This window comes from Pantoea sp. B65, from assembly GCF_047308185.1.
Taxonomy (GTDB): domain Bacteria; phylum Pseudomonadota; class Gammaproteobacteria; order Enterobacterales; family Enterobacteriaceae; genus Erwinia.
Window position 1 is genome coordinate 1 of record NZ_JAHXPU010000020.1, and the last position, 25026, is coordinate 25026.

A 25026-nucleotide genomic window follows, 5' to 3' on the forward strand; every position below is an offset into this window, starting at 1 on the left:
AGGCCGCCCGGTGGGCGGCCTCTTCTGGCACTTCCTTTTGCAACCATCCGTTATTTATAGATTTCGGCGGTCATATGTACACGGTTGTTGGTGTTGGCTTCTACAATTTTGTACTGCGCACCCTGCTGCTGAGCCTGTGCGGCCACTTTCGCTTCGGCACCTTCAAGGGTGGAAGAGTTGACGGAGATGCTCTGGGCAAAGCTGGCGAATGACATCAGTGACAGGGCGGTAACAGCGGCAACAGACAGCGTTTTGATAATTTTCATGGTTAAAATCCTTTCAGGTTTTTGGCGGAAGGCTGTGTGCCTTCGATGAAGTGATAATAACCCTGGTTACTATTAGCGTCTTAACTAATAGTGCGATCTGCGTCACACTATTTTCGGTTAAAGAAACAGAAGCGTCCGGTTTGTCTTCTTTCTGACATCTCCGCGGAATGTAGACTGGATACATATACCGTCTGTCCTGATTGAAGTTACGTGATGGAAACCACGATATGCAGGAACTCGCGCAAGGGGCAGGGGGAGAGGGACGACAGCCCGATTTGCGCATCAAAAACTTTACTGAGTTAAGTTAAAGAAAATCGGGCCAGATGGGGTATCCGGTTGGTTTTTATCAGGGCGAAAGGCCCTGCACCGATCCGCCATTCCCCAGCCAGGCCCGGTGAGAAGGGTCTTAAGTGAGTAAATTAGGGCGTTAGTTTAAGAAAGAGAACCGGTATCCGGTTGGCAATTATCCTACTCTCTCTCGCAGCAGCTCTGCTTTCCCGGGCGTTTACTCGAAATAGACCTCTGGATTCTCGGACAGTGAGACAAACTGCTGGCTATTTTTCTCCAGGGCACGGATAACGCCGCTTTCAATGTCATACACCCAGCCATGCAGACGCAGCGTGCTATTACGCAGGCCGACGGCAACGGAAGGGTGGGTTTTGATATTGTTCAATTGTGCAATGACATTTTCCTGTACCATGGCATTCACTTTCTCATCTTCGCTACTGTAACTTTTCTTCTCAACCACCGCTTTGGCCGCATCAGAATAACGCAGCCAGTGAGCCACCGCAGGCATCGGATCCAGGCATTGGCAGGAAGCAATCGCTTTCATCGCGCCGCAGTTTGAGTGGCCGCAAATCACGATATCACTCACACCCAGTGCAACGACGGCATACTCGATAGTGGCAGATACGCCACCCGGCTCCGGGCCGAAGGAAGGCACGATATTGCCTGCATTGCGAATAACAAACAGCTGTCCGGGTTCCTGCTGCGTCACCAATTCTGGCACCAGGCGACTGTCAGAACAGGAGATAAACAGAGCCTTAGGATTCTGGCTGGAAGCCAGGCTACGGAACAACTCTTTTTGGTGCGGGAAAATCTCTTTCTGGAAGTTCAGGAAACCTTCAATAATGTGCTGCATAGCGGTATCTCTACTTTCTGTATTTTATGGTTACGGTATTCGACAGCACCCATTCTGTCATTGCCATACCAGCAGACACAACAGGCAGGGTGAGTCAGGTGACCTGCTACCCTGATGCGCCCGATCTGTTTATCAGCAACATAAGCAACAAGTTCACCCTGTGCTGATATTTTGACTATTGACGCTTCGGTGTCAACGCTTGCCGGTCGGCCCGCTCAGTTGCCGGCAAAAACTGCACGGTGTGTTATCCGCTACCGCTCCGGTAAGTTGCGCAGATCCTACCGCCCGCAATTTGCCGTGTTTTATCAGCCAGGCGTGCCATAGCTGGCTATTACCGCAATGGATATTACGGTCAGCTCAGACCAGATGCTGTAATGACGGATTGTTACATAGGCAATCTGAAAGCTTAATTTTTGCCGAATATAAATCTGTCGCGGGTGGTGGCAGCAGCGGCAATGTCTGGATATATTTCAGCGCAGTACATCATGTTTATAAGTAGGTTGAGATATTTTTTATCAGGCCGTAGTGGGTTATTTTGAGATGCTGATCACATTTATTTTCCCGGATTTCTGCAGCCTGTTATCGCTAACAATCTGAAATTAAATCTATAACCAATCACGAAACTATTTAAATCATTATGTAGTTTAAGTAAATGCTTCAGACGTTTAATAGTCGCTACAATCGGATGGCAAATAATTCTAATAACCTCCCTAACTACACCGGCTACCTCAGTGATGGATGGAAAAAAGTTCTGACGTGCATACTTTACTGCAGGCAGCCAGACTGGAGTCATAATGTCAAAGCAAGCGTCTTATTATACGCCATATACCGGCGCGGTATTACTGGAAAATCCGCTTTTAAACAAAGGACTGGCTTTTACCCACAAGGAACGCCTGGAATTTAATCTGACTGGCCTGTTGCCAAATCAGGTCGAAGATATCAATGATCAGACAGCACGAGCCTGGTCACAATTCTCAGATTTTAAACGGGACATATCCAAACATATTTATCTTCGTAATATCCAGGATACCAACGAAACTCTGTTTTATAACTTGCTCCGTGCACATCTTGACGAGATGCTTCCGATTATTTATACCCCGACAGTCGGTGAGGCATGCGAACATTTTTCTGATATTTACCGCCGCGCCAGAGGGTTATTTATCGCCTGGCCCGATCGCCATCATATCGATGATATGCTGCAAAGTTTTTCTAAAAACGACATTAAAGTTATTGTCGTGACCGACGGTGAACGTATTTTGGGGCTGGGTGACCAGGGGATCGGCGGGATGGGCATTCCTATTGGCAAACTATCGCTGTATACCGCTTGTGGGGGAATTGCGCCATCAGCTACTCTGCCAGTCATGCTGGATGTTGGTACTAATAATGCCCAGCGTCTCGATGACCCGTTATATATGGGCTGGCGGCATCCCCGTATTACTGATGGTGAGTATCTGGAGTTTATGGATATGTTTATCAGTGCGGTAAAAAGATGCTGGCCCAAAGTATTGTTGCAGTTTGAAGATTTCGCCCAAAAAAACGCTACTCAGTTACTGAACCGCTACCGCGACCAGCTCTGTTGCTTTAACGATGATATTCAGGGTACCGCTGCCGTGGCGCTGGGAACACTGATTGCGTCGGGCAATGCGGCGGGAACCCGTCTCCGCGATCAGCGGGTGGTATTTCTCGGCTCGGGCTCGGCAGGTTGCGGGATCGCTGAAAAAATCGTCGCACAAATGATTGCCGAAGGGGCTACCGAAGCAGAAGCGCGCGATCGGATATTCATGGTGGACCGGTTTGGTTTGTTAACGGATGAAATGCCCAATCTGCTTGATTTTCAACGGGGTCTGGTTACTCGCAGAGCGCTTATTGATCACTGGGATGTCGACTTCCATGCTATTTCCCTGCTGGATGTCGTTCGGCATGTACATCCTACCGTTTTGATTGGGGTTTCCGGCCAGCCAGGGTTATTTAGCGAAGAAGTCGTGAAAGAGATGCACCGCCACTGTCCGCGTCCCGTGATTATGCCTCTGTCTAATCCAACCTCTTGTGCGGAGGCCTGCCCGCAGGATTTAATCGCCTGGACGGAAGGGGCGGCGTTGGTGGCCACGGGTAGTCCGTTTGCACCTGTATTTTACCGGGATCGACACTACGAAGTGGCGCAATGTAATAATGCCTATATTTTCCCGGGGTTGGGATTAGGTATTCTGGCTTCCCGGGCTGAACGTGTCACCGACGGTATGCTGCTGGCCGCAAGCCAGACGCTTGCCCTTCACTCGCCCCTCGCGGTGAATGGCTCAGGGGCGCTTTTACCACCGTTAACGGGGATCCAGGACCTTTCCCGGGCTATTGGTTTTGCCGTTGCCCGTGCAGCTCATCAGGATAATGTTGCGCCACTAATGAGTGATACAAGCCTGAACGATGCTCTGGATGCGGTGTTCTGGCAGGCAGAATATCCCCCTTATAAACGTTCTTCTTTATAGTCGTTTGTCACCCTTCACCCGGCTTCGACAATCTGTCAATACAGGATGTCCGGGCCGGGATATCCTGGCGCGTAGCAACATAATGTCAACTCACCCATGCGCCGGACATCACCAGGAAATAAGCAATTATATCATCATAGCCGTGTCGATTATGAGATTACCCCATTCCAGTTCCTTCGCTTCGCGGGGGATTAATTACCTTGCGGGGAACACAGCGTAGCTATTAGTAAGGCACTTTATCTAGCGGCGGATACTGATGGTTTGATAGATGGAGGGAGTCCTGCGAAGGCAGATGCTAACCGGTTGCCTGAAACACTTGCCATTCAAACCTCAGATACTATATTTTCCGTATAAATTATGGGATACCGTGACGTCAGGAAAGCTATTTATCCTTTGCTGTAAAAATAATTAATCCTGAGTTAATGATTGTATTTAACTATTTTGTAATTTGATAGGGTAATACACCAGGCAGACAGCCAGGCAATTGCTGGCTGTCTGCCTGTTTACCATTATCTTTGTGGCAGGGTAATATCAAACCATATCCGTGCTTAGAGCATCAAACAATCCAGCCCAGCAACAAGGTCGCGCCAATAACGGTGGCTGCGCCGCCAATGCGCGTTGCGATTTGTGCAAACGGCATCAGCGACATACGACCGGAAGCGGAAAGAATGGCCACATCGCCGGTTCCTCCCAGACCACTATGACAAGTGGTGACAATAGACGCTTCAACCGGGTACATATTCAGAGCAGGTGCAATAAAAAAGCTAATAGCCGCCATCGACAACACCACCGAACCGCATACCACTACATACCCCACCGAGAATACAGAAACGACGCTTTCCAGCGGAACATACAGCATACCGAGCCCAATCATAAGCGGCCATACCAGCGCAGCAGAGACGAATTTGTAACAGCTATACGCCCCCAGTTCCATTTTCTGCGGGATGATTTTGGTATATTTACACAATACGGCAATCAGGATCATCAGCACTGGACCGGGGATATGCACTAATCTTTCGAACAGGCCGCCAACGATAAAGAAGGCGCAAATCATCAGAAGACCACCACCCATTAACTGGAAATCTGTTTGTTGTGGTTCCTCGCTCCGGGTAAACCTGATGTTATCTTCTTTGCAGCGGATCAGCATACCGTCACCACTGAGGGCCGGACGGCTGTTCCCAACCCGCGTCAGTAGCCCGGCGCAGACAATAGCAAAAATATTGCCTACCACGGCTGCCGGCGCAAGTTGTGCGACATATACATCGGGGGCGCTACCGAGGATTGCCGAATAGGCCAGAGATAACGGCAGAATTCCTTCCCCGATCCCCCCGCCAATAATCGGCACGACGATAAAAAAGAACGTGTGGTAAAAACTATAGCCGAATAGTTTACCCACCAACAGCCCGGTGACCACCGCCGTAATTGTGCCGATGACTAAAGGCACAAACATTCTGATCATCCCCTGGACAAGGATAAAACGGTTCATACCAAGAATGCTGCCTACGACCAGACAGGCAATAACAAAATACAACAGATTGGCCTCTTTCATCAGCAGTTTTACCGTATCAAGGGTATCGGCGCGGAAGATGTCAAAATAGACCAGAACAGAAGGAACCAGCAGACACAGGATAGCCGGGCCGCCGATATCTTTTAACAATGGCGTTTTTCTGCCAATCTGCGCGAACGCGAAGCCCAGCGTCATTATAATACCCAAACCACCAATCATGTTTTTGGGCAGGATCCCCGCCCATGAGGATATTGCCACAATGGTGGCGATACTAATAAAAAGGAACAGAGGAACGGCTCCCACTTCATGCTGGCCAGCTATGCGTAGCCACTGGTCGGCGATGCTTGTGCGGGAGAGTTGGGGCTTTATATGATTATTGTTCATCATTCACCTGCGAGAGAAGCCTGGAATAAGGGAAATAACAGGCTGGTTATTTTATAGGGTGTTTTAACTAAATATTATGGTTAATAAAGAAGTAAGTAGGATAATAAGTTTATTTTTATCGGTGGTAAACGCACTGTCATTTTAACATCACTGCTAACCTAGCATGTCTTTCAGATCTTAAAAAGTCATCTTTGACGGTCCGGTGTCTGATATGTGAGGGGCATTACAGGTTGGATTTAAGAAAGTTAACTAATAATAAAGTAATTAAAATTATCATGGTAAGAGGGCGCTGCATGCTATAACACAGGTTGTATCACCCTCCTGTAATGATCGCAATAAGCCGATGAATGTTGAGTTTATACTTATAAATCAGAAAGGATAATACAAATGCCTGCGTTTAAAGAAAGAAACACCATTGCTAAACATCTTGCTGATTACGGGATTGAAAATGTCAGTGAGATAATATACAACCCCAGCTATAATCAATTATTTGCAGAGGAAATCCGCCCTACATTGACCGGCTATGAAATGGCTTCCGTCACGCGAAGCGGTGCGGTTTGTGTCGATACGGGTATATTCACCGGCCGTTCACCTCGTGATAAATATATTGTAAGAGATGAAGCAACTAGCGATAACTTTTGGTGGGCTGATGAATCGGCAGCAAAAAATGACAATAAACCCATCAGCGGCGCCGTGTGGCAGAGTCTGAAAAAGCAAGTGAGTGCGCAACTGTCCGGAAAACGGTTATTTATTATCGACGCTTATTGCGGAGCAAACTCCGCCAGTCGTCTGCGGGTCCGGTTTATTACCGAGGTCGCCTGGCAGGCTCATTTTGTGAAAAACATGTTTATTCGTCCCGAACAGTCAGAACTTGAAGGTTTTGTGCCGGATTTTGTCGTTCTCAATGGGGCAAAATGTTCGAATCCGCACTGGAAAGAGCAGGGGCTGAATTCAAAAAATTTCATTGCCTTCAATTACACAGAACGCATGCAGCTGATTGGCGGTAGCTGGTATGGCGGAGAAATGAAAAAAGGGATATTTTCAGTAATGAACTATCTCTTGCCCTTGCAGGGCATTGCGTCTATGCACTGTTCAGCAAACGTGGGTAAAAAAGGGGATGTTGCGCTGTTTTTCGGTTTATCCGGTACCGGTAAAACCACCTTATCCACCGATGCGAATCGTAGTCTTATTGGGGATGATGAACACGGCTGGGATGATGATGGAGTGTTTAACTTCGAAGGCGGTTGCTATGCGAAAACCATCAATCTTTCCGCCAGCGCCGAGCCGGAAGTTTACGCCGCTATCCGCCGCGATGCTCTTCTGGAAAACGTTAAGGTGTTAGCTAATGGTGAAGTCGATTATGCTGATGCCTCAAGGACCGAAAATACTCGTGTCTCTTATCCTCTTTACCACATTGATAATATCGTTCGGCCAGCATCTCAGGCGGGGCATGCGTCACGTGTGATTTTCCTGACCGCTGATGCTTTCGGGGTGTTACCACCGGTTTCCGTACTGAGCGACCGGCAAGCGCAGTATCATTTTCTGTCGGGATTTACCGCCAAGCTTGCCGGTACCGAGCGTGGGATAACCGAACCCACTCCGACGTTTTCCGCCTGTTTTGGCGCGGCGTTTCTTTCCCTTCACCCCACCCGATACGCTGAAGTATTGTGTCATCGTATGCGTAGCGCAGGCGCAAAAGCCTATCTTGTGAACACTGGCTGGAATGGCAGCGGTAAAAGGATGCCGCTTGCGCTTACGCGTAAAATTATTAATGCGATTTTAAACGGTGAGCTTGATGATCAGCCGACGGATAAACTGCCGGTGTTTGGCATCGGGGTTCCGCGGAATATTAACGGCATCGATGCTGCATTGCTGGATCCGCGTCGCAGTTATAGTAGTGATGACGAATGGCATGAAAAAGCGACGAAGCTCGCGCAAAAATTCATTGATAACTTTGCTCACTATACCGATACGCCAGAAGGGAAATTACTGGTCGGCGCAGGGCCGGTTATCTCAGCCTAAAACGGCGATATATGAACGGCCTCAGTTTATGGCATGCAGTCCATTAATATGCGCTTTTTATCTATAGCCTGTTATCGCCTTACTTATCGTGCCGGATTGGCAAACGACAGGTAGATCGGCGGATGATGAAGTTAAATCGGCTTAATCAGGTGAAACCCGTATCCGCGGGTTTCACCATATCTTACAGGTTTTTTGCCGTGATGGAGTGGTTGTACACTCGCTATTTAGGGGGGGGGGGTTCCTTTAGTTTCTGCCCGTATGACAAAACTCATCGCGGCCGGGAGAACGGTCAGTGTAATCATTGTCGCAATAAATAAGCCTCCGATGATCGCAAAAGCCATTGGCCCCCAGAACACCTGCCGTGAGATCGGCAGCATCCCAAGGATCGCTGCACAGGCGGTCAGAAAGATAGGACGTGACCGGTGCTGTGCGGCTGCGATGATGGCATCTTCCGCTGACATGCCGGTTTGGGTATTGCTATCCACTTCGCTTATCAGGATCACCGCGTTACGGATAATCATGCCTGCCAGGGCGATAATACCCAGCAGCGAGACAAATCCCATCGGAATACCCGCTGGCAACATCGCCAATACCACACCAATTAATCCAAACGGCGCCATTAAAAGCGCGAGCAACATATATGAGATGTTCCGCAACTGCACCATAAGCAGTACCAGCATAATCAGGATCGTCACTGGCAGTACGGCAAATACCGAACTGTTACCCTTCTCTGATTCGGCGACCGCTCCATCTTCCCGGATATGATAACCAGCAGGCAGCGTTGCGCGTAACTGTTGTATTCGTGGCGCTAACCTGGCTGATACCTCAGACGCCCCCATGCCCGGCGCAACGTCGGTCTGAACCGTGATGAACGGCAGTCGGTTACGCCGGTAGATAAGAGGATCTTCAATTCCCCAGACGGGGGTGGCAACCTGACTAAGCGGTATTTTTTCCCCGTTAGCCGTGGTTATCATCAATCCGGAAAGGATCGCCGTGTCCTGACGTTCCTCATCGGTACCGCGTAATACCACATCAATCACGCGATTGCCGTCGCGTGCTGAAGTAATAACACTTCCTGAATAAACGGTGTTCAGCGAGTTAGCCAGACTTTCCGAAGAGACCCCAGCGGCGCGTGCCGCTGTCTGATTAATATTCAGGGTGATCACCCGCTCTGGCTCACCGGCTGTGAGGTTCACCTCGCTGGAAGCAGGGCTGTCTCCCAGGGTGGCGGCCAGCTGGCGGGAAATTTTCTGCACTTTTTCATAATCAGGCCCAATGACGCGATACCTGAGCGGCCAGCCGACCGGGGGGCCCAGTTCCAGAGGCGAAACGCGCGTTGTCAGGTCACTAAAGTTTTTGGCAAGGATCGTGTCTAACTGATTTCGGAGACGGTCTCTGGCATCCAAATCCCGGGCTACCACCACCATCTGTGCGGTATTTTCATTGTCGGACAATACGTCCATCGGCAGATAGAAGCGTATGGCGCCGCCGCCGATATAGCTGGTGAAATGGTCGATATTCTTATTACCCTGTAGGGACTGTTCCAGACGTTTTGTCTGGCGTGTTGTTTCTTCCTGAGAGGCGTTTGCCGGTAACGTCAGACTGACCAGCAATTCAGGGCGATCGGATGCCGGGAAAAACTCTCCCTGCATGAAGGTTGATCCCCAGGCAGCAATGACCAGCATGCCTGTTGCCGCACTTAATGTCAGCCACCGGTGGCGTAATATCACCCTGAGCAGTTTCTGATAGCACAGCACCAGCTTTCCCGGTACGGCGTTATGATGGTCTGGTGGCAGGGATAACAGCCATGTGCCCATCAGCGGCGTAAACAGAATGGCAACAACCCAGGAGCAAAGCAGAGAAATCATCACCACGGCAAATAGCGAGAAGCAATATTCGCCGGCGCCTGACGCAGCAAAGCCCACCGGAATGAAACCGGCAATCATCACCAGCGTGCCGGTGAGCATAGGAAACGCTGTGGTTTCGAAAGCATATGTGGCGGCACGCCAGCGGCTGTCACCGGCCTCAAGTCTGGCCACCATCGCTTCTACGCTGATCATGGCATCGTCTACCAGCAGGCCAAGCGCAATGATTAGCGCGCCGAGCGAGATTCGCTGCAGCCCGATGCCGAACAACATCATGCCGGCAAACGTCATTGCCAGCACCAGAGGAATGGCGGCTGCCACGACCAGGCCTGCACGGGTGCCAAGTGAGATAAAGGAGACGGCCAGAACAATAACGATCGCTTCCAGCAGGACGTGGACGAATCCACTGACAGCCTCTTTGACCACGGCGGACTGGTCTGCAATCTTAATCATTTCAATCCCATGGGGAAGGCGGGACTGAATATCAGTCATTTGACGGGTGATTGCCTGGCCGAATTTTAACATATTGCCGGTCGGCGCCATCGAAATCGCCAGGCCAATGGCTGGCTGGCCGTTGACTCTGAATGTCGGGGTTGGTGGCTCGGCGGGCTTTCGACTTATGGTCGCAATATCGGTTAGTGGGATATAGCGCCCGTCAATATGTAACGTAATGGACTGAAGGCTTTGATCAGAATCCAGCGCGCCGCTTACCCGTAAGGCGATATTGTCCTGTCGGCTTCTTAATACTCCGGCGGATACCACGCTATTCTGCGCTTTGAGCGCAGCGCTGACCTGCTGCAGATCCAATCCCATGCCGGCGAGTTTGCGTGGTGAAAACGCGATCACCATCTGCTCTTCCTGCTCACCCAGCAGCGATATTTTCCCCATGTCGGGCAGAGACATCAGGTCGCGGCGGATATCGTCCACCTTGTCCCGAAGTTCCCGTGGGGTATAGCCTTCGGCGGTAAAACCGTAAATCGTGCCAAATGTGTCGTCGAAGTCATCATCGACCGCCGGTCCCTGAACGCCATCCGGTAATGATGCCGCGATATCCTGCATCTTCTTCCTGACCTGATACCAGATATTGGGCACCTGTGCAGGGGGCGTATCGTCACGCAGGTTAACGTAAATTATCGACTGCCCGGCCCGGGTCTGACTCTCGACGTAATCGAGGTAAGGCGTTTCCTGCAGCTTCTTCTCCAGCGGGTCGGTGAGCAGATTTATCGTATCCTGCACGTTTGCGCCATGCCACTGCGCGGAAACAATCGCGGTTTTAATGGTAAAAGCCGGGTCCTCATTGCGCGGCAGACTTTCGTAGCTGATTATTCCCGCCGCCATAATCAATAGCATAAAGAAAACCATCAGTTGCTGATTTTTTAATGCCCATGCCGAGAGATTAAACGTGCGTTGAGCAGAGCGATGTTTCATGGTTTATCCTCTGCGAGCGAGACTTTCTCTCCCTGACGTAATTGACTAACTCCTGCTGTGACGACTGTTTCTCCGGGACTTATGCCTTCGGCGATGAAGATGGCTGCGTTTGTGAAGTGCGCCAGGTTTACCGGGCGAAGCTGTAATTTCAGACTGGTGCGGTCGACGACAAACACCGCCGGCTTATTTCCCTGGCGCGTCAGGGCTGTCGCGGGCAGCCTGATCACGGCCTGGCCGGTCTGCCCCATTTCGCCCTGCACGGTGGCTCCCAGCGCCATGGCATCCGGCGGGGTGTCCAGCGTGATGCGTACCCGCCAGGTACGTGTCTGTGGATCGGCTTGCGGGCTGATATCGCGAAGGTGCCCGGTGGTACGTATTGAGGGTTGCGAAAGCAGCGATAGCGTAAACGGAGTGTCATTATTACCGGCTACCCGCTGAGGATCGGCGAGGTCAAATACCGCATCGCGTGCGCCGCTGGCGGCAAGGGTGACGACTGTCTGCCCGCTACTGACTACCTGACCCGGCGAGGCGCTGACGCTAATGACTACCCCGGATAACGGGGCTGCCAGACGGGTCCAGGAAAGGGTATCCCTGGCATTTTTAAATGCCGCTTCACTGCTCTGGCGATGCGATGCGGCGGCCTGCCAGTCAGACTGCGCGGTATCATACTGGGCGCGTGCTATCGCCCCCAGAGGCATTAGCTGTTTCATCCGTTGCAGGTTAAGTGCGGCGGTGTGTTCGGCAGCCCGCGCGCTATCCAAATCGGCCCGGGCGCTGAGAAGCTGATTCTGGCTGGTGTCACTGTCCAGAGTGGCAATAATCTGTCCGGCTTGCACATGGTCGCCGACATCCACCATTCGGTCGAGCATGCGACCATCCAGGCGGAACCCCAGTGCGACCTCATCATGGGCACGAATTTCACCGGTCTGGATAGCGGGAATGCCTGAGGCAGGTGGCGGGGCGACAATGTAGCGCACCGGCCGGGGGGCAATAGTTTGTTGCTGATTTTTATCGCCGCAGCCCGAAAGTAACAAGACCGCAGATAACAAAAACAGCAAAGGAGGAATGATGAACAGAGCGGGCTTCAGCCTGTCTGTCCCTCCGATATGATGTAACGCCTGTTTAGCGCAGTGGGTGAAGAGATGGGTCATGGCGGTATTCCTGAACTGAGATAGCGCTATTCAATCCAGGTTTTGTCCAGATTCTCTTTACATTTCATCAAGGAATGGTCAAGACTCAAAATATGTTGTACTTGTTGATTACTGGCCGGGCAGATGTACCGTCAGCAACAGGCCGCCTTCCGGGGGAAGGGCTGCAATAATGTTACCGCCATGTGCAACGCAAATGGCTTGTGCAATTGATAACCCCAGTCCACTGCCGCCTGAATGTCTTCCCCGGGACGTTTCGGCTCGGGTAAAACGTTCAAACATTGCCGGTAAAAATTCGGCAGAGACACCCGGCCCCTTATCCTGAAAAGTGATATCGAATCCGCTCCCTTTACGGTTGACGCCGATACTCAGGTTGCCTCCGTCTGCCGCATAACGCAGCGCATTCTCCATGATAATGGTAAATACCTGTCCCAGTCGGAAAACATCGCCGGTATATAACGCCTGAGTGTGTGATTTTACCGTAATTAACATACCGCATGCTTCTGCCTGAGGTTTCAACCAGGCCGCCCGTTCTTTCAACACCTCAGTGAGGTTCAGGGTGTTCTTGCTGAGGGTCAGTTGACCCGCTTCGGCGAGAGACAATAAATGCAGATCATCGGTCAACCGGCTGAGGAGTTTGAGCTGTTTCATCACCATCGTCAGTTGCTGCGGTTCCAGATTAAACACCCCATCAAGCATTCCCTGTATCCGGCCGATCGCGGCCGTCAGCGGCGATCGAAGCTCATGCGCCATCGCCACATGCGAGGCGTGTAACTCCTTTTCATAACGCTCCAGTTGCTGCGTCATGGTGTTGAAATCTTCAGTAAACTGAGCCAGTTCTTCAGGGGCGTTTTTTACCAACCGGGCACGAACCCTAAACTCACCGCGTGACACGGCTCTCGCCGCGGTGGCAAGGGTTATAAACTGTGCCGACAGGGGGCGGGCAGAGCGGAGACCGATAATAACGATAAAAGGAATGATCACCAGAACCAGTACGCCGACCATAATCCAGTCTGCTGACATGATCGAAGGCGCTGAGTAGCCAATCCCCCAGCGCTGGTCCATAACCTGATGAAACAGTGCCGGGTTACGTTCAGGATGTTCAATCAGCGGTAAAAACGCCTCTTTCACCTCTTGCGGCATGTGATAAATGATCCACAGATTCTGAATATTGAAACGAAGCCACATGCAGAAAGCAATCGCAATAACCGAACCGATCGCCAGCGTCAGAATACGGACGCAGATCCAACGCCAGAGAGAGTCGCTTGGTGATTTTTTCATGGCTTTCTGAACCTGTATCCGATACCCCGAACATTTAGCAGAATATTGCTAATACCCGCCGTTTCCAGTTTTTTGCGTAAATTGTAGATATGTGTATCCACAACCCGCTCAAGTGCTTCACTGTCGGGAAGGCAGCGTTCAAGCAAATGCTGGCGTGAAAGCGGTCTGGTCGGTGAGTGCATTAGCGTCGTCAGCAGAATAAACTCAGTAGGCGTCAGATCTGGTTTTGACTGCTGCCCTGATGAGTCTGTCACCGTGACGGTCATTGACTCTTCGTCAACGTCTAACCCTTCCCAGCGCAGCTGTTTGCCTTGCACCCTGATGGGCGCGGCGCGGCGTAAAACTGCCTGCACGCGCGCGATCACCTCACCCGGATTATAGGGTTTGACGACATAATCATCAGCGCCGTAACGCAGGGCGCCGATTTTATCGTAGATATCCCCCATCGCAGTAACCATGATTACCGGTATATCGCCGGCACGGCGAATGGCGGCAAGCACTTCGGTACCATTCATACCGGGTAGCATAACGTCAAGCAGGATCAGATCGGGTTTCCAGCTTTGCACCATGCTCAACCCCCTGAGACCGTCGCCAGCGACGGCGACATCATAATTTTCACGACGAAGATACGCCTCAAGGACATCGGCGGCATCGGCATCGTCTTCTATCACCAGTACACGTTTTGCATTCATTTAAGCAACCTTGACCGTTTCTTCATAAAACCCCGACAGTTTATTGACACTGCCTCTTCATAATACGCACTTGTTACACGGCCGTGCACATTTGACATGGCCAGGGGATGATACGGCGCAGAGGTTTATGATGCTAACCAGAAAGTTAATATTCAATATGTTCTGTGTGGGGATTTCCGTCACCGCAGCGGGAGCGAATGCGGATAGCGGCAGTGACGCGCAGCAGAGCCTCACCATTGGCCTGGGCGCGCAAAACGCACCGGTCTACAGTGGTTCCGACAAACGACGTACGCAAGTGCTCCCGTTGGTGCAGGCGCGCGATGGCGCATTTTTCTTCGATTCGCTGAAAGGAATTGGATACGATCTGCAGAGTGCGGATGGCCTCTACATTGAGCAGTCACTCGGCTATGGGCTGGGACGCTCAGAGCGTGATTCAGACTGGCGCGATGGGTCCGACAAACTGAAAGGCATGGGTAATATTGATGCGACGGTCAATACCTCAATCGCCGCGGGGTGGATGGCTACGCCATGGCTGTCGCTTGAGGGACGTGCGACTTTACCGCTCAGCGATGGGCAGGGTGTACAGTACCGAACGTCGGTTACCCTCATCCCGCTACAAAACAACAACGACAATATCTCGCTACAAGTCTCTGCACTGTTTGGCGACCGGCGTTATATGAATACGTTTTATGGTGTGAATAACGGACAAAGCGAGCGTTCCGGCTACCGCCGTTACCAGGCTGCCGGAGGGTTTTATGGAATGGATAGCACTCTTATCTGGGGCCATCAGTTTAGCCCGAACTGGGGAACGGCGCTCAGCGTTGGCTATAGCTGGCTGGGTGATCATGCGGCGAACAGCCCGATTGTGTTCCAGCGTAATCAGACGACAGTCGCTGCCGCCGTGACCTATTCATTTTGACCGCTGATGGGCTCAGCTGCATTGATGGCGGGTGGGCAGCCGGGAACCGCGCTACGTTATTTCTTCTGCTGCCTGAACCTGGACACTTTTGCCCGGTTACCGCAAAGCGCCATGCTGCACCAGCGACGACGGTGCGCCTTGGTACGATCGTAAAACCACAGGCTGCACTCCGGATGTTCACATTCCCGCACCAGCGCAAAATTGTGCTCAGCGAGTAGTGATGCCGCCTGCTCCGCCACCGGCGCCAGTCTTTGCAGCGGAGTGCGGTTTGCATAAATACGTTTTATCTGTAGAGCACCGTCTGCAGCATTGACCAGTTCATCATGCGTAGCGGCCGCAACCAGATAATGATTAATACCCTGCGTGTCGACCTGAGTTCCCCGTTTTTTCTGCACCACTACTTGCTTAATAATGTTACGTAACCGCCGAGCTTCTTGCAGCAGCGCGCCGGGTTCGGCTGGCGGTTCAGTCTCGGGGGCAACCCGCAGCCCTGCCTGATTAAGCCAGGCTTCAACGTCGTCGTCAGATTGCCAGAAATCATGCTCATGACCGTCGATCTGTGCGGTGGTATTAATAAAATCCAGCGCCGGATGATCGGCCAGAAACCACGGGCCATTAGCAGGTTGCGTACGAGAATCGGGCAGCACAAAAAACCTCACTTATCAACATTACGCGCTAAGCGTAACCTATAAAAGTAGATATGAATAGTTACAGAAAAAGGGCGAAATTTTTCCGCTATAAATTGCAGGTCAATAAGATATTTTATCTGCATGAATATAAAGAAATTTATCATTTCATATGCGCAGTGGAATTTCGCAATAAAGTCTTTAAACTTCTCTGTAACCCTTAAAGTTGGTGTTGACAGGTTACTTACTTCACGCATACTGATCGCGTTAGTAACCATTAAAATCAACTTTAACAGTTACGAATGGAGTCAGACGATGCCCTTTACAAAATCATTCCCGGTTCGTTATCAATTTGTGGAAGCAGATGGCGTACGCGTTTTTTATCGTGAGGCTGGTGCGCCGGAAAACCCGACGCTGTTACTGCTGCACGGCTTTCCAACTTCCTCTCACCAGTTCCGTGAGTTGATCCCGTTGCTGGCTGATAAATTTCATCTTATTGCGCCTGATTTACCCGGCTTTGGTTTTACCCAGGTACCAGAAAACCGCGGTTATTGCTGGTCGTTCGATGCCCTGGGCAAGACGCTGAGCGCCTTCGTGGAGGCTCTGGGCCTGCAGCGCTATGCTATGTATGTGTTTGACTATGGTGCGCCTGTCGGAATGCGTCTGGCACTGGCTTTTCCTGAGCGCGTCACCGGGCTGATTTCACAGAACGGAAATGCTTATCTCGATGGGTTGGGTGAGGCATGGGCACCGGTCCGCGCCTACTGGGCTGATGCCTCAGAAAAAAATGGTCAGGTTATCCGTGATGCTATTTTGAGTTTTGCCGGGATTAAATGGCAGTATCTGCATGGTGTGAGTCATCCTGACGGCGTGGCGCCAGAAACTTACACGCTGGATAGCCTGTTGATGGAGCGCCCGGGAAATAAAGATATTCAGCTGGCGCTATTCCTTGATTACGCCAGTAATCTTGAACTTTATCCGCAGTTTCAGGCGTTTTTCCGTCAGCAGCAGCTGCCCACACTGGTTATCTGGGGTAAAAACGATCCGTTCTTTATTCCGCCGGGTGCCGCGGCTTACCGCCGTGACAATCCTGGCGCCGTCATTGAGCTGATTGATAGCGGGCACTTTGCCCTTGAAACACACACCGCTTACATTGCACAGCGTATCCGCCAGGTTATTGGCCACCAGCCGGATTGACCGATCCTCTGGATTGTCGCTGGCTGAGTGCGGGGCAGAGAGGGAGGTCAACGCCATGGTTAACCATACCAGCTGTACCCCCGCGGCACGCGGGAGAAACCGGCCGCGCGTAGCGCGGTGATAAGCCCTGAGCTGGCGGCGGGCTGTCCATCAATGGTTTCCAGCGTAAAGCGCAGATGCTTTTCCCGTCGCAGTGCGCTTGCCAGCGCGTTAACCGCAGGCTGGAGCCAGTCTGCAGAGTCAATAGCGGCAAAAGTCAGCAATTCTTTGCCGCCCTGCGGCAGGTAAATGACCAGTTCCCCGCGCCAGATCACCACCAGTGCGCCATTACGGCGGGCGGGCCGGGCGCCATGCGCATGGGGCGGCCAGCCCAGCGTGGCGCCAAACGGGCTGGCGGGATCCATGGCGGATACGGCAACAGCAGGTGTTGACCGCGCCTGCTGTGTCGCCAGCAGGCGCAAGCGTTCAATCGTCAGGTTTTCTGCAAACTGGGCGGCGCCAAGACCATCGACAAAGCGACCCCGCAGGATCCGGCCTGCATCCTCCAGACTGCGTAATACCTGTTGCAATGCGGGAAAACCGCCGGGTACCTGTTCCGCCACTGCCGCCCCCCGGGTGATAACGCCATAACGGTCGAGCATATTTTCCGCCAGCGCCAGCGCCAGACTTTCGGCTGTTGCCGGTTCGCGCTGCAGCAGTGACCAGCGTCCCGCCATGGTATGGGCTGCCGGCGCTGGCCGGGTGCTGTAAGCGGACATGCTGCTGACGCGACGGTGGCGGCTGCGGGATGTGCGGGCAGGATGGGCGCGGTGTACGGCGGCAGAACCGGTATAAGCCCGAACCGCTGCCCAGGTATCGGTGGTGACATAACCGGCCCAGGCCAGTTGCCACAGCACGCGGTATACCTCAGCAGGCTCCGGTTCCACCAGTGTCCGGTGTATTGAGTTACCCTGCTGCGCAAGGCGCATCGCCAGTTGAGGAAGGATCTGACGGACAAGCCAGGCGCCGCCGTCCGCCAGTACCGCCAGGATGGCGTGGTGTAGCGGCGACCAATCTGCGGCGGCAATCGACGGCTCGCCCGCGCCAGCCGGAAGGGTTTCATCCGCGAATTCACTCAGGTGCAGTGAGACCAGGCCGTCACTGACGCCCAGTGGCCGGTGCCCTGACCATATTACCTCCCCACTGGCCAGCAACTCGTCGAGCATGGCGGGTTGATAATCATGCACTCTGGACGGCAGAATTTGCGACTCCCACAGTGAGGCGGGAAGCGTGACGCCCGCCAGTTGTTCAATCACCCGCGCCACGCCGTTGAGCCCCTCATAGGCACCCGCTAAATCAGTGGCCGCTGGCGTAGCGATATGGCCTGCGTTTTCCGCCAGCAGGCCATGACGTTCCAGCAAAAGCGTCACGTAAGCCGACGGCGACACCGGTCGGGTGGCTTCGCGGGCGGCCTGTAGTGAGCGAACCCTGAGGCGTTTAAACACCGCGGACGCCACCCATTGCCCGGCGCTGATTACCGCCTCAGCACCCTGGCTGGCCTCGTCCGGCAACTCCGCGACCAGCCCAAAATTACCGCTAATAACCTTATTCTGTTCACGCAGGCGCGTCAGTTGTTCACTGGCAACGGCGATACCCAGACCGAAACGTTGCGCCACCTGCCGGCTGGTAAACAGCGTATGCGTGCGCGCATACCGGCTGATTAAATCCCTTAGCGGGTGTGCCGCCGGGTGCAGAAATGCAGCGGGGATATCTGGCGACAGGGAGGTGCCAAGCGCATCGCGCAAACGGGCGGCATCTTCAATGGCCGCCCAGCGAGGCTCACCGGCGATCGTCACCCGGATGGCGCGCCGGGCTTGGTGCAACGTTTGCAGGCTTTGCAGCGCAGGACCCTCGTCGGCAATATAACGCGCCTCGATTTCCGCCAGCGAAAGCGGACCCAGTTCACGCAGCATATCGGCCACTGCTTCCATGCTGGTGGCCTGATAACCGGGCGCTGTACGCTGTAGTTCCTCACCGACCCGGCTGACAATCTCCGGCGCCAGCAGTTCCGTCATATCCACCTGGCCGAGCAGTTCGCCCAGCAGGTTGCTATCCAGCGATAACAGTGAAGCGCGCCGTTCGGCTAGCGGCACGTCGCTGGCATACATAAATTCGGCCACATAGCCAAACAGCAGTGGTGCGGCAAAGGGCGATGGAACCTCAGTATTGACCTCAGCAAACTGAATCTCCCCGCGCTGCAGACTTGTCATCAGCGTATATAAGGCGGGTAGATCATAAACGTCCTGCAGACATTCGCGCGCGGTTTCAATCAGGATAGGAAAATCAGTATATTCACGCGCGACTTCCAGCAGTTGCCCGGCGCGCAGGCGTTGCTGCCATAATGGCATACGCTTGCCGGGATTGCGGCGCGGCAGCAGCAGAGCACGGGAAGCGCATTCGCGAAACCTGGCGGCAAAGAGTGCGGAGCCACTGACAGCATCCGCCACTACCCGCTGTAGCTGGTCGGCATCAAACAGAAATAACTCAGCGCCCGGCACCCGCGCCTCGCTATCGGGGAATCTGGCGATAATGCCATCGTCGCTGGCCACCACTGAAGGATCGAGCCCCATATGCCGGCTGATCCGTTCGGCAATCGCCAGCGCCCATGGGGCATGCACTCTCTGGCCGTAAGGAGAATGGAGAATAATGCGCCAGTCGCCGCTTTCATCGCGACAGCGTTCAATCATTAACGTCCGATCGTTCGGCACCACGCCGGTCGCTTCCCGCTGTTCATCGATCAGCGCCACAATATTATGCACGGCGTTGTCATCAAGACCGGCGGCTGTCAGTTGTTGTTTCGCCGTGGCTAAACCCTGAGGTTGCTGCGTCCGGGTAGTGATTAGCTCATCGACTTCGCGCAGAAACACACCGATCAATTTGCCCAGTTGCGCAGAGCGGCCGGGACCATCACCGTGCCAGAAGGGCAGGCGGGCGGAGCGGCCAGGTGCGGGCACGACTACCACCTGATCATTAGTGATTTGCCGGATACGCCACGAAGTGGCGCCGAGGGTGATAATATCGTTCACGCGCGATTCATAAACCATCTCCTCATCCAGTTCACCCACTCGACGGGAACCAGACTGTTCCTCACCTTCCGGCAGCATCACGCTAAACATTCCTCTATCGGGAATGGTGCCGCCACTGGTAACCGCCAAATGCTGGGCGCCGGGACGCGGTGTAAGAATGCCGCTCGTGCGATCCCAGACCAGACGGGGACGAAATTGCGCAAACTCATCAGCGGGATATTTCCCCGCCAGCATATCCAGCGTGGCGTCAAAAGCGCTACGTGGCAGCGTTCTGAACGGATCCGCGCGACGCACCATGGCAAACCAGCTATCAACCTGCAGGGCGTCCATGGCGACCGCAGCCACTGTCTGTTGCGCCAGCACATCCAGCGGATTACGCGGTGGTTCGATCGCTTCCAGCTGGCCGCTCAGCATGCATTGCACCGTTACTGTGGTATCCACCAGGTCGCGCCGGGTGCGCGGATAGACTATCCCGCAAGAGGTGCCATCTACCTGATGGCCGGCGCGTCCCACTCGTTGCAACGCGCTGGCGACCGACGGCGGGGCGCCCACCTGAATAACCAAATCGACCAGTCCCATATCAATACCCAGTTCCAGGCTGGAGGTAGCGACCACGCAGCGCAACTCGCCGGCTTTCAGTGCCGATTCAATTTCCGCGCGTTGCTCTTTCGATACCGATCCATGATGGGAACGGGCAATCTGTGGCGCCGCGCCTTCAGTGCGTTTACCTGTACCGCCGCTAAACGAACCATAATGGATAGCTTCCCCGGCGGTGGGCGGCGCCGCGCTATAACGTGCGGCATACAACTCGTTGAGCCGGGCCGTCAGTTTTTCGGCCAGCCCGCGGGAATTGGTGAAGACAATGGTGGAGTGGCGAGCCAGTACCTGATCGAGAATGCTGGCTTCGACATGGGGCCAGATGGATCCGGGCGATCCGGCATTTTCCAGATTAGCGGATTTATCAGGGCGACCGGGAATATCCGTCATATCCTCAACCGGCACCACAATCCGCATCTCCAGCGCCCGCGATGACGGAGGATGAACGATGGTTGCGGGCTGCGAGCCGCCGAGGAAACTGGCCAAACGTTCCTCCGGACGCACGGTCGCTGACAGGCCAATCCGCTGAGCGGGTTCAGCCAGCAGTTGATCCAGTCGTTCCAGGCTGAGGGCGAGCTGCGAACCACGCTTACTACCCGCCACCGCATGCACTTCATCAAGGATCACGCTGGTAATGCTGCGTAGTGTTTCCCTGGCGCGTGAGGTCAGCATTAAAAATAGCGATTCCGGGGTGGTAATCAGAATATCCGGCGGGTGACGTAATAGTTTCGCCCGTTCGGCGGCGGGCGTGTCGCCTGAACGCATGCCAACCGTAATCGTGACCTCCGGTATAGCCAGTTCGCGGCACTTTGCCACCACGCCGGCGAGAGGCAGTTGCAGATTGCGCTGGACATCGGCAGCCAGCGCTTTAACCGGCGAGATATACAGAATACGCGTTTTTGTGGCTGCCGCAGGTTTCAACGCGCTCTGCTCACGCTGTTGCGAACGCTCCACGAACAGTGCGTCAATGGCATGCAGAAAAGCGGCAAGGGTTTTACCAGAACCGGTGGGAGCAATAACCAGACTGTGTTTACCTGAGGCAATCGCCGTCCATGCTGCCTGTTGCACGGGTGTCGGCGCGTGGAAGACAGCGCTAAACCATTGTTGTATCGGTAGAGCAAAACGTTGTAACGGATTCGCCATTGCTGGCTGATCAGATTCTGGCATGGTGTTCACATGTCTCAGTCGCGACTTACCACAGCGCAGGGCCGGTGATTTTCAGTGTAAGCAAGTTATAACTATAGTGGATAACAATTAACCCGGAAGGCCGGGTATTAGCAATACGCTGTCAGTCTGGACAGATGACGGCAACCACCCGTCCGGCCACTGACAGCTGAAAATACGCTAATTAGCTGAAAACTGGCCGGTGGTGTCGGCAGTTAATTAACGGTATCGGCCTTTGCCAGGATAACGTCAGACAGCACCATAAATAGCTGGTTGGTGGGGACGATCTTATATATCTTTTCTTTAGGGAAATTAGCCTTTATCAGTTTGGGGTAAAGAAGCTGGGTGAATGAACGGTCTTTTACACACCGCTGCTTTATTTCATCAAAATATTGATGGTGCTCATCCATTGCATTTTTATATTCCGCATCGATTCTTTTCTGTATTTGCCGATCGTCAGCGACGAAGGGGGCAGGAATTTCTTCCCATGTATATATTATTGTGGGCGTTGTTGTGCGACTGATAATATCAGCTAAGCGTTGCTCAACGATTTTTCGCTCTTCAGCAGGCATCTGGCGGATTTTTTGTTCGCGTTCGGTTTCACTTACCAGAAATTCTAAGTAGATGCGTTGGGTTGAAATTGCCTGCTTAACGCCGGCCATAGCAGTCTGTGTTTTCTCTGCGGCAGTGACATACTGGTCCAGTTCATCAATAAAACGCAAAAACGAGGGCTTTTTCGCGACAGAGGGCGGCACAATGGTTGCCGATTTTGCATCTGGTTGGCTGACAGGGGCAGATTGATTAGCAAGGGCAACCTTTACGCGGTTGAGAGTTACCGGTTTCAAAATCTATGTCAAATATTCATTGCAACTCACGCGATAGCATCTCAATAAAAACGCGCGTCTTGTGTGGCAGGCGGCCCGTACGTGACGGCAGCAGGGCGACGATCGGCAGATCCCCGCCGTTCCACAGCGGCAGGATGCGCTTAAGCGTACCGGCAGCCAGATCGGCAGACACGTCAACTTCAGACCTCAGCATGATGCCATAACCGGACAGACACCATGCGTGAATGGCATCGCCGCTATTGGCACGCAGACGTGCTGTGGCCGGCACCAGCTCGATCTTACTGTCCGGTCCGTAAAGCCGCCAGGGCGCGATATCATCACCGTAACGCAGCAGCTCGTGATCGGTCAGATCCGCCGGACTGGCGGGTGTGCCACGACGCCGGAGATAATCAGGTGATGCCACGACAACACGGGTGTTGTCAGCCAGCCTTCGTATAATGGCGCCCTGATTGGAGAAACCAGTACCGATGCGGATAGCAAGGTCCATGTCGCCGCCCATAACGTCGATAAGCCTGTCGCTAAGTGAAAGGGCGATGGACAACTGAGGATATTCAGCCGTGAGCCGCGCCAGAACCGGCACCACGTAACGTTGTCCGAAAGAGATCGGCGAGGTCACCCGCAACAGCCCGACGGGCTCATTACGCCCGGTTATCAGCATTTCCTCTGCCTGCCTCAACGCCTCCAGCGCCACGCTGACTTCGGCGAGAAGCCGGTTTCCTTCTTCGGTCAGGTTAAGACTTCGCGTAGTACGGTTCATCAGGCGCAGACCAGCCCGCTGCTCAAGTGTCGCCAGGCGCTTACTGACGACTGCCAGACTTAGCCCCAGATCGCGGGCTGCCGCAGTCAGGGAACCCCGTGCGGCGATGCGCTCAAACGTTTTCAGCTCATTCAGGTCATCCAGCATTCTAAACCTCCAGTTGATATTCAATCTATTGAGGACGTCATTATCTTCCCCGGGGATGATGATACGCTGAATACATCAACAGGAGGGACAATTTAATCGCCGGTAAAACCGGGCAGATCCGCTGGTTGTCCCGCCTGAACCTGTCGTCAATTTTTAAGGAGTTACGTTATGAACATTGATCTCACTGGCGCCCGTGTTCTGGTGATTGGTGCTTCGGGCGGTATCGGCAACGCGGCGGCGGATGCTTTCGCCGCGGCTGGCGCAGAGGTTTTTCGCCCGTCCCGAGGTGAGCTTGACTTTACCGATGATGCCTCTGTGGCGGCGTGGTTTGCCGGTGCTGACGCTTTTGACCACGTGGTGATCGCCGCTGCGCAGACCCGTACCGGCACGGTAGCCGGCCTTGCTCTGGAGGACGCCCAGGCGGCGATGAACAGTAAGTTCTTTGGCGCATATCGTGTGGCGAAAATTGTGCAGATTAATCAGGGCGGTTCGCTGACCTTTGTGTCTGGTTTTCTGTCGCAGCGTCCCAGCCCGGCTTCCGTGTTGCAGGGAGCCATTAACGCGGCTCTCGAGGCGCTGGCTCGTGGACTGGCGCTTGAAAAAGCTCCGGTGCGTGTTAATACGGTCTCCCCCGGTCTGGTAGACACGCCGCTCTATGCCGGGATGAGCCCGGACGACCGTCAGGCTATGTTTGAGCGGGCAGCGGCACGTCTTCCTGCCCGGCGGCCAGGAAAACCGCAGGATATCGCGTCAGCCATTCTGTTCGTAGCCACTAACCCCTTTGCCACTGGCTCCACCGTGACGGTGGATGGCGGCGGAACTATCGCATCCTGAGGAAATATTATGCGTACAGTTTTAGCCATTCTGTTGCTTGCCACTACGCTGCCTGCACTGGCCGTGTCGGTGGATGACCAGACGGCTCTTTCCATGGTCCGGCCGGGCCGATGGCGCGGCCTTTCGCTTTCCCGGTTCCGCGGACGTTTATCAACGCCGCCTGGCGCAGTTTACCGATGCACGCGTACTGGCCCGTGCCAGTCTGTGGGCGGCCCTTAGTGATAAAGCGCGGGGGGAGGCGTTTAACTGTGTCAGTCCACCCTTCCGCTGGAACCGGATTTGGCAGAAGGTGGCCGCACGCTTCAGTCTGGAGACCGGAACTCCTGTCCCGTTTTCACTGGCGACCCATATGCCGGCGCTGGCGCCGGTCTGGCAGCGCATCTCATCTGGCCTGCTCCAGCCTGACTATGCACGTGCGGTTAACTGGCAGTTTGGTGATTTCGTGTTTGGCGCGGACTTTGATGTCATCTCGGACATCACCAAAATACAACTTGCCGGATTTACCGAAACCTGCGACCCGGCGAAGGCCCTGATTGCGGCAATTGAAACACAGATCGCAGCGGGTGTTATTCCGCCTCTTTAACTGGGGAAACAATGACAACAGCGATGTGTGATCACTGTTGTCATTACCCGATTTGCCGCTCCCGGTCAGCAGCGGATA

At 53.6% G+C, this 25026-nt stretch carries 17 protein-coding genes; 6 read left to right on the forward strand and 11 right to left on the reverse strand.

From position 1 onward, the window contains the following. Positions 1 to 50 precede the first annotated feature (50 nt). Both JWF83_RS08840 and JWF83_RS08845 read right to left on the reverse strand, forming a co-directional pair. Positions 51 to 266 (reverse strand): YdgH/BhsA/McbA-like domain containing protein, encoded by a 216-nt coding sequence (locus JWF83_RS08840; protein ID WP_413649810.1) that lies wholly within the window; start codon positions 264 to 266, stop codon positions 51 to 53. Between the two features lie 505 nt (positions 267 to 771). Further along, a complete protein-coding gene (locus tag JWF83_RS08845; protein ID WP_413649838.1) occupies positions 772 to 1407 on the reverse strand; it encodes a carbonic anhydrase in 636 nt (211 codons plus the stop codon). 794 nt (positions 1408 to 2201) lie between these two features. Between JWF83_RS08845 and JWF83_RS08850 the strand changes: the two genes are divergently transcribed. After that, on the forward strand, positions 2202 to 3887 hold the full coding sequence (locus JWF83_RS08850) for an NAD-dependent malic enzyme (RefSeq protein WP_413649839.1): 1686 nt from the start codon (positions 2202 to 2204) through the stop codon (positions 3885 to 3887). 556 nt (positions 3888 to 4443) lie between these two features. On the opposite strand, the gene JWF83_RS08855 is transcribed toward JWF83_RS08850, so the two are convergent. Then, positions 4444 to 5781 carry a 2-hydroxycarboxylate transporter family protein gene (locus JWF83_RS08855; protein ID WP_413649840.1) on the reverse strand — a complete coding sequence of 446 codons (1338 nt, stop codon included), beginning with the start codon at positions 5779 to 5781 and terminating at the stop codon, positions 4444 to 4446. A gap of 384 nt (positions 5782 to 6165) precedes the next feature. On the opposite strand from JWF83_RS08855, the gene pckA reads away from it, so the two are divergent. Next, a complete protein-coding gene (pckA, locus tag JWF83_RS08860; protein WP_413649841.1) occupies positions 6166 to 7800 on the forward strand; it encodes a phosphoenolpyruvate carboxykinase (ATP) in 1635 nt (544 codons plus the stop codon). 224 nt (positions 7801 to 8024) lie between these two features. Here the strand turns inward: pckA and JWF83_RS08865 are convergent, their stop codons facing one another. From JWF83_RS08865 to JWF83_RS08880, 4 genes are all read right to left on the reverse strand, one after another. Beyond that, entirely contained in the window at positions 8025 to 11093 is a 3069-nt protein-coding gene (locus JWF83_RS08865) for an efflux RND transporter permease subunit (RefSeq protein WP_413649842.1), read from the reverse strand. Beyond that, positions 11090 to 12244 carry an efflux RND transporter periplasmic adaptor subunit gene (locus tag JWF83_RS08870; protein WP_413649843.1) on the reverse strand — a complete coding sequence of 385 codons (1155 nt, stop codon included), beginning with the start codon at positions 12242 to 12244 and terminating at the stop codon, positions 11090 to 11092. The genes JWF83_RS08865 and JWF83_RS08870 overlap by 4 nt, the downstream gene beginning before the upstream one ends. Before the next feature lie 108 nt (positions 12245 to 12352). Continuing rightward, positions 12353 to 13522, reverse strand: coding sequence for an ATP-binding protein (locus tag JWF83_RS08875; RefSeq protein WP_413649844.1), 1170 nt, complete (start codon positions 13520 to 13522; stop codon positions 12353 to 12355). Beyond that, positions 13519 to 14214, reverse strand: a complete 696-nt coding sequence (locus JWF83_RS08880) for a response regulator (protein WP_413649845.1) — start codon at positions 14212 to 14214, stop codon at positions 13519 to 13521. Before JWF83_RS08880 ends, JWF83_RS08875 begins: the two co-directional genes overlap by 4 nt. A gap of 130 nt (positions 14215 to 14344) precedes the next feature. Here JWF83_RS08880 and JWF83_RS08885 point away from each other — a divergent pair, with 130 nt between their 5' ends. After that, on the forward strand, positions 14345 to 15133 hold the full coding sequence (locus JWF83_RS08885) for a MipA/OmpV family protein (protein ID WP_413649957.1): 789 nt from the start codon (positions 14345 to 14347) through the stop codon (positions 15131 to 15133). 56 nt (positions 15134 to 15189) lie between these two features. Here the strand turns inward: JWF83_RS08885 and JWF83_RS08890 are convergent, their stop codons facing one another. Beyond that, complete coding sequence (locus JWF83_RS08890; protein WP_413649958.1) at positions 15190 to 15777, reverse strand: CGNR zinc finger domain-containing protein; 588 nt, start codon at positions 15775 to 15777, stop codon at positions 15190 to 15192. A gap of 297 nt (positions 15778 to 16074) precedes the next feature. Between JWF83_RS08890 and JWF83_RS08895 the strand changes: the two genes are divergently transcribed. Next, positions 16075 to 16956, forward strand: coding sequence for an alpha/beta fold hydrolase (locus JWF83_RS08895; RefSeq protein WP_413649846.1), 882 nt, complete (start codon positions 16075 to 16077; stop codon positions 16954 to 16956). A 59-nt stretch (positions 16957 to 17015) separates the two neighbouring features. Here the strand turns inward: JWF83_RS08895 and JWF83_RS08900 are convergent, their stop codons facing one another. The 3 genes from JWF83_RS08900 to JWF83_RS08910 all read right to left on the reverse strand — a co-directional run bounded on the left by JWF83_RS08900 (position 17016) and on the right by JWF83_RS08910 (position 23531). After that, positions 17016 to 21785, reverse strand: a complete 4770-nt coding sequence (locus tag JWF83_RS08900) for an ATP-dependent helicase (RefSeq protein ID WP_413649847.1) — start codon at positions 21783 to 21785, stop codon at positions 17016 to 17018. Between the two features lie 212 nt (positions 21786 to 21997). Then, positions 21998 to 22627 (reverse strand): hypothetical protein, encoded by a 630-nt coding sequence (locus JWF83_RS08905; RefSeq protein WP_413649848.1) that lies wholly within the window; start codon positions 22625 to 22627, stop codon positions 21998 to 22000. Between the two features lie 16 nt (positions 22628 to 22643). Beyond that, positions 22644 to 23531 carry a LysR family transcriptional regulator gene (locus JWF83_RS08910; protein ID WP_413649849.1) on the reverse strand — a complete coding sequence of 296 codons (888 nt, stop codon included), beginning with the start codon at positions 23529 to 23531 and terminating at the stop codon, positions 22644 to 22646. A gap of 168 nt (positions 23532 to 23699) precedes the next feature. On the opposite strand from JWF83_RS08910, the gene JWF83_RS08915 reads away from it, so the two are divergent. After that, complete coding sequence (locus JWF83_RS08915; protein ID WP_413649850.1) at positions 23700 to 24365, forward strand: SDR family oxidoreductase; 666 nt, start codon at positions 23700 to 23702, stop codon at positions 24363 to 24365. 73 nt (positions 24366 to 24438) lie between these two features. After that, complete coding sequence (locus JWF83_RS08920; protein ID WP_413649851.1) at positions 24439 to 24948, forward strand: hypothetical protein; 510 nt, start codon at positions 24439 to 24441, stop codon at positions 24946 to 24948. Positions 24949 to 25026 lie beyond the last annotated feature (78 nt).

What these genes read in the sequence shown, in the direction of transcription:
- JWF83_RS08840 (WP_413649810.1), bottom strand. Translation starts at nt 266, where the DNA reads ATGAAAATTATCAAAACGCTGTCTGTTGCCGCTGTTACCGCCCTGTCA.
- JWF83_RS08845 (WP_413649838.1), bottom strand. Translation starts at nt 1,407, where the DNA reads ATGCAGCACATTATTGAAGGTTTCCTGAACTTCCAGAAAGAGATTTTC.
- JWF83_RS08850 (WP_413649839.1), top strand. Translation starts at nt 2,202, where the DNA reads ATGTCAAAGCAAGCGTCTTATTATACGCCATATACCGGCGCGGTATTA.
- JWF83_RS08855 (WP_413649840.1), bottom strand. Translation starts at nt 5,781, where the DNA reads ATGATGAACAATAATCATATAAAGCCCCAACTCTCCCGCACAAGCATC.
- pckA (WP_413649841.1), top strand. Translation starts at nt 6,166, where the DNA reads ATGCCTGCGTTTAAAGAAAGAAACACCATTGCTAAACATCTTGCTGAT.
- JWF83_RS08865 (WP_413649842.1), bottom strand. Translation starts at nt 11,093, where the DNA reads ATGAAACATCGCTCTGCTCAACGCACGTTTAATCTCTCGGCATGGGCA.
- JWF83_RS08870 (WP_413649843.1), bottom strand. Translation starts at nt 12,244, where the DNA reads ATGACCCATCTCTTCACCCACTGCGCTAAACAGGCGTTACATCATATC.
- JWF83_RS08875 (WP_413649844.1), bottom strand. Translation starts at nt 13,522, where the DNA reads ATGAAAAAATCACCAAGCGACTCTCTCTGGCGTTGGATCTGCGTCCGT.
- JWF83_RS08880 (WP_413649845.1), bottom strand. Translation starts at nt 14,214, where the DNA reads ATGAATGCAAAACGTGTACTGGTGATAGAAGACGATGCCGATGCCGCC.
- JWF83_RS08885 (WP_413649957.1), top strand. Translation starts at nt 14,345, where the DNA reads ATGCTAACCAGAAAGTTAATATTCAATATGTTCTGTGTGGGGATTTCC.
- JWF83_RS08895 (WP_413649846.1), top strand. Translation starts at nt 16,075, where the DNA reads ATGCCCTTTACAAAATCATTCCCGGTTCGTTATCAATTTGTGGAAGCA.
- JWF83_RS08900 (WP_413649847.1), bottom strand. Translation starts at nt 21,785, where the DNA reads ATGCCAGAATCTGATCAGCCAGCAATGGCGAATCCGTTACAACGTTTT.
- JWF83_RS08910 (WP_413649849.1), bottom strand. Translation starts at nt 23,531, where the DNA reads ATGCTGGATGACCTGAATGAGCTGAAAACGTTTGAGCGCATCGCCGCA.
- JWF83_RS08915 (WP_413649850.1), top strand. Translation starts at nt 23,700, where the DNA reads ATGAACATTGATCTCACTGGCGCCCGTGTTCTGGTGATTGGTGCTTCG.
- JWF83_RS08920 (WP_413649851.1), top strand. Translation starts at nt 24,439, where the DNA reads ATGACCAGACGGCTCTTTCCATGGTCCGGCCGGGCCGATGGCGCGGCC.